This window comes from Variovorax sp. 22077 (assembly GCF_052044195.1).
Taxonomy (GTDB): domain Bacteria; phylum Pseudomonadota; class Gammaproteobacteria; order Burkholderiales; family Burkholderiaceae_C; genus Variovorax; species Variovorax atrisoli.
On the sequence record NZ_JBQEQC010000005.1, the window covers coordinates 295,392 to 308,321 of the forward strand.

Below are 12,930 nucleotides of genomic sequence, written 5' to 3' on the forward strand. Positions count from 1 at the left end.
AACTGCCCGGCAAGATGACCCACTCCCTCTCCACCCCCCCCTCCTCTTCTTCATTCACCCCGCGCCACCGCTGGAAGGTGCTGGCGGCAGGCGTGGCGGCCAACGCCGCCTTCTCGGTGGCCTTCAGCGGCATTCCGATGACGGCCGTGCTGATGCGCACCGGCTACCAGCTCGACAACGCCACCCTCGGGCTGGTGCTGGGCCTCATGGGCCTGGGCATCGCGGTGAGCGAGCTGCCCTGGGGCCTGCTGACCGACCGCTGGGGCGATCGGCCCGTGCTGCTGGCGGGCCTGGGCAGCACGGCCCTCGCGCTGGTCGCAATGGCGCTGTGGGCCGCGCCCGCCGCAGGGCACATTCCGGGCCTGGGCTGGCTCGGCAGCGGGCTGCTGCTGGTGGGGCTGCTGGGCGGCAGCGTCAACGGCGCCAGCGGTCGCGCGGTGATGACCTGGTTCGACGCGAGCGAGCGCGGCCTCGCGATGAGCATCCGCCAGACCGCCGTGCCGATGGGCGGCGGCATCGGCGCGCTGGTGCTGCCCTTCGTCGCGCTGCACTTCGGCTTCGCGGCGCTCTACGGCCTGCTGGCGCTGCTGTGCGCGCTGAGCGCGGCGATGAGCTGGGCGTGGGTGCACGAGCCGCCCATCGCGGCGGGCGGCGACAAGGCCGTGCCGACTGCAGCCGCCGTGCCGAAGAGCGGACCGCTGCGCGACGCGCGCGTGTGGCGCATCGTGGCCGGCATCGGCATTCTTTGCGCGCCGCAGTTCGCGGTGCTGTCCTTCGGCACGGTGTTCCTGCACGACTTCGGCCATGCGGGCCTGGCGACCATCACCGCGACGATGGTGTTCGTGCAGGTCGGCGCGATGGTCATGCGCGTGTGGAGCGGCCGCTGGACCGACCGCAACAGGAACCGGCCGGCCTACCTGCGCGCCTGCAGCGGGCTCACCGTTGTGCTGTTCGCAGGCCTCGCTGCACTGGCACTGGCCGCGGGCACGCACGCTGCCGACTCACAGGCGCTTCGCATCGCGCTGGTGGTGCTGCTGGGCGTGAGCGGCGTGTGCGTGTCGGCTTGGCACGGCGTGGCCTATACCGAACTCGCCACGCTGGCGGGCGCATCGCGTGCCGGCACCGCGCTGGGGATGGCGAACACCAGCGTGTTCCTGGTGTGCTTCGTCACGCCCTTCTCCATTCCGCACCTGCTGGCGCTGCAGGGCTGGCCGATGGTGTGGCTGGCGGCCAGCGCCTGCGCGCTGGTGGCGATGCCGCTGCTGGTGGCGCGGCCCGCCGCCGCCGATCAGAAGCTCGCGAAGACGGCGTTGAGCCGGTCGACGTAGGCGCGCTTGGCGGCCTCGTCGATGAAGCTGCCCTCGAAGCTGTTCGCCGCGAGCTGCCAGGCCTGCTGCACGCTCAGGCCGGTGGCCGAGAAGGTCTCAGTGAAGTTCTGGTTCATGTAGCCGCCGAAGTAGGCCGGGTCGTCGGAGTTGACGGTGGCCACCAGCCCCGCGTCCAGCAGGGCGCCGAGGTTGTGCTTCGACAGGTCGGGGAACACGCAGAGCTTGAGGTTCGACAGCGGGCACACGGTCAGCGGAATGCGGTCCTTCGCAAGGCGCTTCATCAGCTCGGGGTCCTTGGTGCTCTGCACGCCATGGTCGACGCGCTCGACCTTCAGCACGTCGAGCGCGCTCCACACGTATTCGGGCGGGCCCTCCTCGCCGGCGTGGGCGACCAAGTGGAAGCCCAGCTCGCGGCAGCGCGCGAACACGCGGGCGAACTTCTCGGGCGGATGGCCCACTTCACTCGAATCGAGCCCCACGCCGATGAACTTGTCGCGGTAGGGCAGCGCCTGCTCCAGCGTCTCGAAGGCCTCTTCCTCGCTGAGGTGGCGCAGGAAGCACAGGATGAGCGCGGCGCTCACGCCCAGCTTCGAGCGTGCGTCGGTGCACGCGCGGTGCAGGCCGTCGATCACCGTCTCCATCGGCACGCCGCGCGCGGTGTGCGTCTGCGGGTCGAAGAACATCTCGGTGTGCACCACGTTGTCGGCGGCGGCGCGCTCCAGGTAGGCCCAGGCCATGTCGTAGAAGTCCTGCTCCTTGAGCAGCACGCTGGCGCCGGCGTAGTAGATGTCGAGGAAGCTCTGCAGGTTGGTGAAGGCGTAGGCCTTGCGCAGCTCCTCGACGCTGGCGTAGGGAATGGACACGCCGTTGCGCTGGGCGAGCGCGAAGATGAGTTCGGGCTCCAGCGAGCCCTCGATGTGCATGTGCAGTTCCGCCTTGGGCATGGCGCGCAGCAGCGCGGGCAGGCGGTCGGCGGCGATGCGGTCGAAGCTCTTGTCGTAGGCGGGGCGGAAATCGGTCATGGTGGGGGCTGCGGATGCTGCGTTGGGACTTCGCAAAGCATAAGGGCAGCAGCGGCCGGCGCCATGCCGGAAAGCTTATGCCGTCAATCCACGCTGCGCGCCGAGCTGGTGAGCGAGCGCGCGCAAAGCAGCAGGGTGGGCGCCAGCTTGCGCACCGCTTCCTCCAGCGTCCAGCGGCTGGTGGGCGCCACCACGTGCACCGAGGCCACCGGCCGCCCCTGCGCGCCCAGCACGGGTGCGGCGATGGTCATGTCGCCCAGGAAGAGTTCCTCGGCATTGGTGGCGAAGCCCTGCTGCCGCGCCTGGCGCAGCTCTTCCATGATCTCGTCCACGCCGGTGCGGGTGTGCATGGTGTGGGCCACGCGGTCGGACGACTCGATGAGCGCGCGTGCCTCATCCTCGGGCAGCGCGCTCAGGAAGGCGCGCCCGGAAGCAGTGCAGTACATGGGGATGCGGCTGCCGATGGGCATGTGCACCGGCACGAACTGCGCGCTCACGAAGCGCGCCACGTAGACCATGTCCAGCCCGTCGGGCTCCGTGAGGCAGGAGGTCTCGGTCGTCACCTTGGTGAGCTCCGACAGGAACGGGTTGGCCACGTCGATCAGCGAGTGCGCCGCGAGGTAGTTGAAGCCGATCTCCATGACGCGCGGCGTCAGCTGGTAGCGCCGCGTCTTCGGATGCTTGCGCACGTAGCCCAGCTTCTCGAGCGTGAAGACCATGCGCTGGGCCGAGCTCTTGGTGATGTCGGTGGCCTCGGCCACGTCGGCCAGCGTCATGGTGCGGCGCCGGGCGCTGAAGGCGCGCAGCACCGCCAGGCCCTTTTCCAGCGACTGGTTGAAAAGCAGGCTCTGGCTGTCTTCGGGGGCTGTGTCGGGTGTGGCGTCCATGGCTGGGGAGTATAGCGACAGCCGATCTAAATATCGAATATCGATACTTTAGATTCGACTAGTGGTTTTCATTTATTGATGAGAGATTCAAAAGAATCGAATATTGGCATGCATGTTGCATCTCGGCCACCGACCGTATTCGCTCATCTCCACTCACCTTCTTCTTCAACTTCCCTTCCTTCGAGGAGTGCTTCCATGAATCGCATCGTTCGCCGCCTTCATCGCCTGGCCCTGGGTCTTTGCTTCGCCGGCGCCGCCTCGCTGGCGGCCGCGCAGGGCGCCGCGCCCACCTTCAACGTGGGCGCCACCGCCACCGGCGTGCCGTTCACCTTCCTCGACGTGAAGACCAACAGCATCCAGGGAATGATGGTCGACACCGTCACCGCCGTGGGCAAGGCGGGCGGTTTCAACGTGAACGTGCAGCAGACGGTGTTCTCGGCGCTCATCCCCTCGCTCACCGCGCGCAAGATCGACATCGTCTCGGCCGCCATGCTGAAGACGCCCGCGCGCCAGGAGGTGGTCGACTTCAGCGACCCGGTGTACTCCTATGGCGAGGGCCTGATCGTCAAGGCGGACGACACCCGCGCCTACGTCTCGCTCGACGAGCTCAAGGGCGAGGTGGTGGGCGCGCAGGTCGGCACCGTGTTCCTCGACATGCTCAACAAGAAGGGCATCTTCAAGGAGGTGCGCAGCTACGACTCGGTGGCCGACATGACGCGCGACCTCTCGCTCGGGCGCATCAAGGCCGGCCTCGGCGACCAGCCCATCATGGCCTACCAGATCCGCCAGAACACCTTCCCCGGCGTGAAGCTGGTCGACAGCTACAAGGCCGTGAACGTGGGCGACGTCTGCCTGGTGGTGCGCAAGGGCGACACCGAGACGCTGGCACGCATCAACAAGGCGATCGCGGCGATCAAGGCCGATGGCACGCTCGCCAAGATCGTCCAGAAGTGGGGCATCTGATGCACACCCCCAGGCTTCGCGTGCTTCGTGTCGCTGCGCCGCCCCCCTCGCAGGTGGCAACACCTGCGGCCCGGCAAAGCCGGTTCCGGAGTGTTCCGAGAACGGGCCCGATTGCGTCGGCCGGCCGATTTGACGTGCCGCGCGTCGAGCGAAAGGAATGACGAGGATGGCTGCTCCCACCTTCCTGCAGCACGCGCAGGACTTCCTGCCGATCCTCCTGCAGGGCGCGATCGTCACCGTGCAGGTCACCGTGCTTTCCTTCCTGCTGAGCAGCGTGCTCGGCCTGGGCCTGGCGCTGATGAAGCTCTCGCCGGTGCGCCCGTTGTCGATGGCGGCCACCGCGGTCATCAACGTGATCCGCGGGCTGCCGATCATCGTGCAGCTCTTCTACATCTACTTCGTGCTGCCGGACTTCGGGGTGCAGCTCACGGCCTTCCAGGCCGGCGTGATCGGGCTGGGCATCGCCTACTCGGCCTACCAGGCGGAGAACTTCCGCGCGGGCATCGAGGCGGTCGACCCGGGCCAGCGCGAAGCGGCGCAGGCCATGGGCATGCGCTCGGCGCTGATCATGCGGCGGGTGATATTGCCGCAGGCCTTCCGCATCGCGCTGCCGCCCTACGGCAACACGCTGGTGATGATGCTGAAGGACTCCTCGCTGGTCTCGACCATCACCGTGGCCGAGATGACGCGCGCGGGCCAGCTCATCGCCTCGTCCACCTTCCAGAACATGACCGTCTACACGCTGGTCGCCCTGCTCTACCTGCTGATGAGCCTGCCGCTGGTGTGGGGACTGCGCCGTCTCGAGAAGCGCTTCGCCGCCGGGAGGAAACAGCCATGATCCACGTCGAGGGACTGGAGAAGCGCTTCGGCGCGCACCGCGTGCTGCAGGGCGTGAGCCTGCACGTGGACAAGGGCGAGGTGGTGTGCCTGATCGGCCCTTCGGGCTCGGGCAAGTCGACCGTGCTTCGCTGCATCAACGCGCTGGAGTCTTACGAGGGCGGCGAGATCCGCGCCTTCGGCGAGCGCGTGGACCGCAACGCGCCCAACATCCACCGGCTGCGCAGCCGCATGGGCATGGTGTTCCAGCGCTTCAACCTGTTCCCGCACCGCACGGTGCTGGAGAACGTGATGGAAGGCCCCGTGCACGTGCTGCGCCAGGGCGCGGCGCAGGCACGCGAGGAAGCCCTGGCGCTGCTGGCCAAGGTCGGCCTGGCCGAGAAGGCGCAGGCCTGGCCCGCACAGCTCTCGGGCGGGCAGCAGCAGCGCGTGGCCATCGCCCGCGCGCTCGCGATGAAGCCCGAGGCCATGCTGTTCGACGAGCCCACGTCGGCGCTCGACCCAGAGCTGGTCGGCGACGTGCTCGGCGTGATGCGCGCGCTGGCCGACGAGGGCATGACCATGATCGTGGTCACGCACGAGATGGGCTTCGCCCGCGAGGTGGCCGACCGCGTGTGCTTCCTGCACAGCGGCAGCATCGTGGAGGAAGGCCCGGCCGCACAGGTGCTGGGCGCCCCCCGCCATGCGCGCACGCAGGACTTCCTGCGGCGCGTGCTGCATCCTTCCGGTGCCGCGGCGTCCGCGGAGGTGCGCGCATGAACGCTGGCGCACTGCCACCGTCCCTCTGGGCCGCCACTGCCCCCCCTGCCCCGCCGACACCGCCGCTGGCCGAATCGCGCAGGGCCGACGTGCTGATCGTCGGCGGCGGCTTCACGGGCCTCTCGGCCGCGCTGCACCTGGCCGAGGCCGGCGCGCAGGTCTGCGTGCTGGAGGCGCACGAGCCCGGCTGGGGCGCCTCGGGGCGCAACGGCGGGCAGGTGAACCCGACGCTGAAACACGACCCCGACGAACTCGTGCGGATCTTCGGCGCCGAGCGCGCCGAGCCGCTGATCGACGCAGTGTCGGGTTCGGCCGACCTGGTGTTCGACCTGATCGCGCGCCACGGCATCGACTGCCAGCCGGTGCGCAACGGCTGGCTGCAGCTTTCCTATTCGGAGAAGGACGTGGCCGGCCTGCACGCGCGCGCCGCGCAATGGGCCAGGCGCGGCGCCAGGACGGAAGCACTGGACCGCGCGGCCGTCGCGGCCCGGCTGGGCACCGATACCTTCGCCGGCGGATGGCTGGACGGCCGCGCCGGCGGCATCCAGCCGCTGGCCTACACGCGCGGGCTGGTGCGCGCCGCCCAGGGCCTGGGCGCTGCGGTGCACGGCAGCACCGAGGTCACGGCGCTGGAACGGCGCGGCACGCACTGGCATGCGCGCACGTCGACCGGCGCGAGCGTCACCGCCGAGCAGGTGCTCATCGCCACCAATGGCTACACGGGCGCGCTGTGGCCGGGCCTGAAGCGCACGGTGCTGGCGGCCAACAGCTTCATCGTGGCGACCGAACCGCTGAAGGGCGCGGCGGCCCACGCCATCCTGCCGCGCGGGGAGACGGCCTCGACCTCGCAGCGCCTGCTGCTGTACTTCCGCAAGGACGCACAGGGCCGCCTGCTGATGGGCGGGCGCGGCCATTTCGCCGACCCGGGCGGACCGGCCGATTTCGCGCACCTGGAGCGCTCGCTGGAGCTGCTGTTCCCGCAGCTCGGTCCGCTGCGCTACGAGTACCGCTGGGCCGGCCGGATCGCCGTCACGCGCGACTTCATGCCGCACGTGCACACGCCGGCGCCGGGCATGACGATCGCGCTGGGCTACAACGGCCGGGGCATCGCACTGGCCACGAGCATGGGCAGACACGTGGCGGCGCGGATGCTGGATGCGGGGGCGGATTTTCCGTACCCGGTGTCGCCGATCCGGCCGATTCCGCTGCACGGGCTGCAGCGCTTCTACATTGCGGGCGGCGTGGCCTGGTACAGCCTGCTGGACCGGCTGTCCTGAGGCGCGGGTCGCTGCAAAGTCGCCTAGGTGCGCGCGGCGCCTTGCCATGCAGGCCGCGCCTGCGTCAAATGGCGGGCATCGACCACAAAAGCCCCAGGAGACTCATGCCGATCGACACCCTCGCCACCTGGCACCGGCTCGTCAAGGAACGCGACGTGGCCGGGCTCGACGCCCTGCTCGACGACTCCGCCGTCTTCCATTCGCCGGTGGTGCACACGCCCCAGGTGGGCAAGCGCATCACCCACAAGTACCTGGCCGCGGCGTTCCAGGTCTTCTTCAACGAGAGCTTCCGCTACGTGCGAGAGCTGAAGTCGGAGCGCGACGCGGTGCTCGAATTCGCACTGGAGCTCGACGGCATCCAGATCAACGGCGTCGACATGATGAAGTGGAACGACGAAGGAAAGATCACCGAGTTCAAGGTGATGCTGCGCCCGCTGAAGGCCGTGAACCTGATCCACCAGAAGATGGGCGCCCAGCTGCAGGCGCCCGCCTCCTGACCGCCCCGGCTGCACGCCTCACCCTGCTCCAGTCGCGGGACACCGCGGAACCGGCTCCGCCGGGCCGCAGGTGTCGCCCCCGGAAGGGGGTTGGCGAAGCGACACGAAGTGTGCGGAGCCTGGGGGAGAGCCTTATTCAGCCACGACCTGCAGCGTGCCCTGCTGGCTGTAGGCCCGCACGCACATGCGGGTCAGCTGCACGAGGAACTGGAACACGGCCGGCTCGCCAAGGCAGTCGGGCGTGATCGCCATGATGTCCTTGCGCAGTTCCATCAGCCGGTTGCCCGACATCGCCATCTCGGCGGAAGCGCCGTAGTAGTTCTTCCAGAAGTCCTGCAGCACCCCGCGCTTGACCTCGTCGATCACCAGCGTGTAGCCGCGCTCCCAGACCGACTCCTCCATCGGCAGGCAGTCGACCTGCGGATCCTCCAGGCGTGCCCCCCTGGGCACCAGGCACACGCGCCGCATGGCCACTCTCTCAACTGTTGCTTGCCGCATGTACATGGCCGTACTCCTGGAGTTCGATGGCCACCGCCGGCGTCGTGCCGGACGTGGCTGGGTGGTCAGGGTGGCGGGTGCTTGGTTTCTTCATGGTCGTCGTCCTCAACGAAGCCACAAGGTGTGTGACAGGCTTGGCGCTCATGCAGCCGCGAGCATTCGCAGGCGGCTGGCGTTCGAAAGGGCCAGGCTCTCCGGCTGGTCCCAGCTTCCGTCCGCGTTGAGCGTGGTGGTCAGTGCGTAGACGCCGGGCGGAAACGCCAGCTCCAGCGGGTTGCCGATCGCTCCGGCATCGATCACGTCGCCTTCCTCGAAGTCGCCGTAGGCGATGAAGTACTTCGGATGCGGCGAGAAGGCCAGGTTCTGGCCGGTGCGCGCCTGCACCGCGTACACGGTGCTGCCGCCCATGGTCACGCCCACGGCGGCGGCCGACCTGGCCGGAACGGCCGCCGACTGAGCGAGATAGAGCCGGGACTGTTCCGGCCCCTGGGTGGGGTTCACGAACCGGTAGGTGCGATTGCAGTCGAGGGTGATCTTGTTGTTGGGTCCGCTCGGCTCGTAGGTTTCGGTGGGGATGAACTGGGCGCCCGGCTGCAGCTCGCCGGTCTCGGCCCAGGCGAAGCCCACGTCGACGCTCCACTGGAACTTGACGCGGGAGGTCGGCCCCGGGTTGGAGAACTTCGTGAACCAGGCCAGCGACAGCGCATTCGGCGCGAGCTGCGTCGGGTCGTTCTGGAACACCATGAAGCAGCCTGGATGACTGGCATGGTTGTTGACCGTGACGGAATGGATCATTCCCATGGCGACTTCCCGAATGAAACAGAGTGATGGCTGCAGCACGGGCCACGCCGGCACCGCACTGGTCGTCACTCTAGGGAGCGCAGGGAGCGATTTGAATTACATACGATTACAGCGGTTGCGCCCCGCCACGAATTTCGAAGGGGTAGTTGCCCAGGCGCACGGTGCCGCGCCGGCGCTCGACCAGCGGCGGCTCGACCAGGTGCGGCGGCAGCGCGTTCAGGATCTGGTGCTTGGCGCGGAAGATCTGGATGTTCACGTACGAGGGCTCCACCCCCAGCATGCGCGACAGCTCGTCCAGCCCGATCCAGCCCTGGCTCTGCGGCGCGATGCCGCGCTGGGCGTCCTTCTGGCGCAGCCGCGCGAGCGTGACCAGGGTGTAGTGGTGGATGCGCTCGCCCAGCGGCACCGACCTGCCCTGCGTCACCAGGTTCAGGCTCGTGTGCTCCTCGTCCTGGCTGACCTCGAAGTGCAGGGCCACATCGGCCGACATCGGCACCGGCATGGGCGTCGATATGGGCGTCTCGGAGGTGAGGTCGAGGTCGTCGCACAGCACGAACTCCCAGGTGCTGGACGATGTGCGCACCATGGCGCCGTCGCCCAGCAGCTCGATGCCGTCGATGTGCTCGAGCATCCACTTGCCGTCCTGGAAGTAGACGTTCGCCTCGGGTTCATGGTCGTCCGGCAGCAGGTTCTCGCGCGGGTTCAGCTCCACGATGTCGCCCGCGCCGCCGTCGCCTGCACCCGAGGGAAAGAGGCAGGTGGCCGGCGCGGCGAGGTCTTCCGCGGTCCAGACCGACTCGTCGCCGATGCCCATGCGGACCTCGGCGCCGGCGGGCAGCGCCGTCCAGCGGCCGCTGGGCAGGCGCTGCCCGTTCAGCGTGGTGCCGTTGCGGCTCTGGTCGACGATTTCCCATGCCTGCCGGTTCCACCGCACCATCGCGTGGACCTGGGACACGTCGGGCGCCTGCAGCACCGTCTGGCAGACAGAGGCGCGCCGGCCGAAGGCATGCACCGGCCGCAGCACGATGGCGCGCCGGTCGAGCTTGTTCCTGAAGATGGCCATCGCCGCATTCTCCTACGCGATCTCAGACGTACAGCGCCTGCGGATTCAATTCGCTCTCCTGCAGGGGAGTGTCGCGCCATCCGAGGGCGACGGGCACGCGGTAAAGCCGCGGATTGCCCAGTTCCGGCCAGATGTGGCACAGGCCGGGCACCACCACCTTCACGGTGCACAACGGGAGGTCGGGCCGCGTGTGGTCGAGGACGATGGTTTCCAGTCCGAGCGAGGCGGCAATGCCCACGCAGCGGCGGATCTCCTCCGAGATGTCGCTGCGGGCGGCGGGCGCGGCCGGAACCGGCGCGGTGCCGGCCGGCAAAAGGAAAGCCGGTGCTCCCTCGTCGGCTGCTTCGGCCGCCGGCACCTCGAAGCTCTTGCCCGCCGCGATCAGCTGGCTCATCTCGGTGAGTGCCCGCTCGCAGGCCAGCGCGCGGTCGGGGCTGCAGCCGAAGCCGACGGCCCAGGCGCCCGTGTCCAGATGGCGGCCGACCGCCACCACCACCGGAATGCCGAAGTCGTGCGTGATGTCGAGCACCCAGCGCTCCCAGCGCGGGCCGCAGGTGCGCTCGATGCGCTGGAGGATTTCGCCGGACAGGCTGCCGAGCCCGACCGCCGGCCGACGGTGCCGCCCGTACCACCAGACGGCGGCGGCGTCGCGCTCCACCAGTTCGAGAAAGCCCTGGAGGATGGCCTCCTCGCGCGTGTTGCCCGCCGCGCAGCCGTTCGAGGTCCAGCCCACGTGGAACTGGCTCCGCACCGGCGCATTGGCGAAGCAGAAGCCCAGCGGGAGGTAGCGGCGCGCGTCGGCGGTCAGCGACCAGGCGGGCGCCCACCACGTCGGCGCTTCATGCGGCGAAGCGGACGGGGCCACGGCATGCGGCGGCTTGTGCGTGCCGAAGCGCTCGCGCTGCCGCTGGCTGAAGAGCGCCAGCGCCTGCGGTTCGATGCGGGGCGCGTCCAGGTCGGCGGCGGGTGCGACCACCCAGGCCTCGTCGCCCCGGAAGAAGGCCGAGTGCCGCTCGGCCGCCTCGCACAGCGCGCTGGCGCGGGACTGCTCCATCGACATGCCCTTGCCCAGGCACACCTGGGTCAGCACGCCGGGCATCTCGTCGTCGCCGGGCGGCGGCGTCCTGAAGATCTCGCTGCGGTAGACGGTCAGCGCGCCCTCGGCCTCGGCGTTCAGCGGCACGATCCGCGCCACGGCGCCGGTGAGCGGGCTCACGTGGCGCATCAGCCGCTGGACCGTGACCGACGCCGGTACGGTGCGCCAGCCGCCGTCATGGCTCGCCGTGGGCAGGCCCGGCGCCAGCACGACGCGCTCGCGCTGCCGGCGGGCCACGAGGTCAGGCGTTCCGCAGTGCGGGCATTGAGGGCGGAGGGCGACGACATGCGGCTGTGGCGAATCCAGCGTCCGCACCTCGGCACCATCAGCCTGATTCGCAAGCTGCAGCGCCACCGGGAGCAACTGGTCGAGCCGCCCGGCGACGAGCCCCTCGCCCGCACGCACCGGCGCGCCGCTGCCGGCGCTGCCATGCCGCGATTGCCACCAGGCACGGGCCGGACGATTCCCGAGCCAGCGATGCGCGAGGCAGTGCCAGCATGGCCCGTCAGGCCTGAAGACCGGCCCGGCCATGGCCTGCTCGCCGGTCGGCTTGACCAGCAGCCACGAACGGCCCGAGGCGCGCTGCTGCGCGTCGATGGCGGCGAGCCTGGGGTCGAGGTAGTCGTCGCAGAAGACGACGGTGAGTCCGGTGCCCGCAGGCAGCGACCGTGCCCAGCGGGCGGCCGCGTCGTCGCCGACGGCCTTCGACAGCGCGACGACGTCCACGTCGGCCGAAAGCGCGGTGCGCGCGGGCGCCGCCGAGAAGTCGGGAACCAGCCACGAATCCGCATCGCCCTTTGCTGCGGGTCGCACGAGCCCCTGGCGCGACAGCGTCTCCAGCGCATGGAGCATCTGCGCGAGCTGCGCGGCACCTTCCCCGGTACTGCAATACGCGGCGAGGCTGACGCCCTGGCGCAGCACGCGCTCCACCGCCATGACGCCGGGCGAACCCAGCACCAGCAGGTCGTTCTCGCTGGCCAGCAGCAGGCGGTCCTGCAGCACCACCGGCGGCAGGAAACGGTCGTGCCAGCGGAAGACGTCGGCGAAGAAGTCGGGCGCCATGGCGCTACCCATCGCAGCGCGGCCCCAGTGCGAGCTGCACCACGCCGTAGGGCGATGCGCCCGTCGTGGCCCGGAACGCCGCCTCGAAGAGCCGGTGCCTGTCCGAGAACTGTCCGTAGATGTGGTCCTCCGAGAGCACCCGCATCGACGGATGCAGCCGCGCGATCTGCGCCGCGTTCTCGAAGCCCGACACCACCGGCAGCCGCATGCCCCCCACGGCCATCGACTGCGCGGCGAGGACCGGATGCACGTGGTCGAGCACCACGACGCACGGGTTCGCGACCTGCTCGAAGCGCCCGGCGAGGCTGCGCAGCACGGCCTCCAGCGGCGCCTGCGGCAGGTAGGGGCACACGCCCTCCAGCATCACCAGCACCGGGCGCTCGCCGGGCAGGCCGGCGGCGTCGAGCCAGTGTTCGTCGAGCACCGAGCAGGCGAGATCGCTTCCGGACTCATCGTCTCGATTGCGCGGCAGGTGCTGCGCACGCAGCTCGATGGCCTCAGGCAGGTCGATGTTGAGCCAGCGCGAACCTGCCGCAGCGGCACCCAGCCGGCTGCGGCGCGTGCACAGCCCCGCGCCCAGCGTGATGCACAGGGCGCCGGGATGACCTGAAAGGAAATCGGCCGCGAAGCGATCGAAGAGCGCCGCGCGCAGCACGATGCTGCGCACGAAGCCCGGATCGGCCGCATAGGCCGAGATGTCGAAGGGCAGCGACGCGGCGATGCGACGCGCCTCGGGATCGGAGAACACCGACGCGTCGGCCACGGCGCCGGAATTGGCGCGCGCGGCCAGCGTCAGCAGGAGCGTGGCCGTGGCGCCCTGCAGCGCGCCTGCGGCCGGCC

Annotated in this window: 13 protein-coding genes; 6 read left to right on the forward strand and 7 right to left on the reverse strand. The window is 69.7% G+C overall.

Annotated elements, in window-relative coordinates:
* Window positions 1-14: 14 nt before the first annotated feature.
* Window positions 15-1,328 carry an MFS transporter gene (locus ACTJLF_RS09675; protein ID WP_440882966.1) on the forward strand — a complete coding sequence of 438 codons (1,314 nt, stop codon included), beginning with the start codon at window positions 15-17 and terminating at the stop codon, window positions 1,326-1,328.
* Here ACTJLF_RS09675 and ACTJLF_RS09680 read toward each other — a convergent pair.
* Together ACTJLF_RS09680 and ACTJLF_RS09685 are read right to left on the reverse strand one after the other, a co-directional pair.
* Window positions 1,289-2,350 carry an adenosine deaminase gene (locus ACTJLF_RS09680; RefSeq protein ID WP_126185296.1) on the reverse strand — a complete coding sequence of 354 codons (1,062 nt, stop codon included), beginning with the start codon at window positions 2,348-2,350 and terminating at the stop codon, window positions 1,289-1,291. The genes ACTJLF_RS09675 and ACTJLF_RS09680 overlap by 40 nt on opposite strands.
* A gap of 83 nt (window positions 2,351-2,433) precedes the next feature.
* Complete coding sequence (locus ACTJLF_RS09685) at window positions 2,434-3,237, reverse strand: IclR family transcriptional regulator (protein WP_019655123.1); 804 nt, start codon at window positions 3,235-3,237, stop codon at window positions 2,434-2,436.
* A 195-nt stretch (window positions 3,238-3,432) separates the two neighbouring features.
* On the opposite strand from ACTJLF_RS09685, the gene ACTJLF_RS09690 reads away from it, so the two are divergent.
* The 5 genes from ACTJLF_RS09690 (at window position 3,433) to ACTJLF_RS09710 (ending at window position 7,570) form a co-directional block, all read left to right on the forward strand.
* The gene (locus ACTJLF_RS09690) at window positions 3,433-4,200 is read left to right on the forward strand and encodes an ABC transporter substrate-binding protein (protein WP_019655122.1); all 768 of its coding nucleotides are present in this window, start codon (window positions 3,433-3,435) and stop codon (window positions 4,198-4,200) included.
* 166 nt (window positions 4,201-4,366) lie between these two features.
* Window positions 4,367-5,038 (forward strand): ectoine/hydroxyectoine ABC transporter permease subunit EhuD, encoded by a 672-nt coding sequence (gene ehuD / locus ACTJLF_RS09695; protein ID WP_126185297.1) that lies wholly within the window; start codon window positions 4,367-4,369, stop codon window positions 5,036-5,038.
* A complete protein-coding gene (locus ACTJLF_RS09700) occupies window positions 5,035-5,796 on the forward strand; it encodes an amino acid ABC transporter ATP-binding protein (protein ID WP_019655120.1) in 762 nt (253 codons plus the stop codon). The genes ehuD and ACTJLF_RS09700 overlap by 4 nt, the downstream gene beginning before the upstream one ends.
* On the forward strand, window positions 5,793-7,073 hold the full coding sequence (locus tag ACTJLF_RS09705) for an NAD(P)/FAD-dependent oxidoreductase (RefSeq protein ID WP_184606748.1): 1,281 nt from the start codon (window positions 5,793-5,795) through the stop codon (window positions 7,071-7,073). Before ACTJLF_RS09700 ends, ACTJLF_RS09705 begins: the two co-directional genes overlap by 4 nt.
* Before the next feature lie 104 nt (window positions 7,074-7,177).
* The gene (locus ACTJLF_RS09710; protein ID WP_019655118.1) at window positions 7,178-7,570 is read left to right on the forward strand and encodes a nuclear transport factor 2 family protein; all 393 of its coding nucleotides are present in this window, start codon (window positions 7,178-7,180) and stop codon (window positions 7,568-7,570) included.
* Window positions 7,571-7,702: 132 nt separating this feature from the next.
* Here ACTJLF_RS09710 and ACTJLF_RS09715 read toward each other — a convergent pair whose 3' ends face one another.
* The 5 genes from ACTJLF_RS09715 to ACTJLF_RS09735 form a co-directional block, all read right to left on the reverse strand.
* A complete protein-coding gene (locus ACTJLF_RS09715; protein ID WP_019655117.1) occupies window positions 7,703-8,038 on the reverse strand; it encodes a hypothetical protein in 336 nt (111 codons plus the stop codon).
* A 171-nt stretch (window positions 8,039-8,209) separates the two neighbouring features.
* Complete coding sequence (locus ACTJLF_RS09720; protein WP_026346424.1) at window positions 8,210-8,869, reverse strand: hypothetical protein; 660 nt, start codon at window positions 8,867-8,869, stop codon at window positions 8,210-8,212.
* A gap of 106 nt (window positions 8,870-8,975) precedes the next feature.
* A complete protein-coding gene (locus tag ACTJLF_RS09725; protein WP_019655115.1) occupies window positions 8,976-9,932 on the reverse strand; it encodes an FHA domain-containing protein in 957 nt (318 codons plus the stop codon).
* Between the two features lie 22 nt (window positions 9,933-9,954).
* A complete protein-coding gene (locus tag ACTJLF_RS09730; protein WP_440882967.1) occupies window positions 9,955-12,090 on the reverse strand; it encodes a TOMM precursor leader peptide-binding protein in 2,136 nt (711 codons plus the stop codon).
* 4 nt (window positions 12,091-12,094) lie between these two features.
* Entirely contained in the window at window positions 12,095-12,913 is an 819-nt protein-coding gene (locus ACTJLF_RS09735) for a class I SAM-dependent methyltransferase (RefSeq protein ID WP_440882996.1), read from the reverse strand.
* Window positions 12,914-12,930 lie beyond the last annotated feature (17 nt).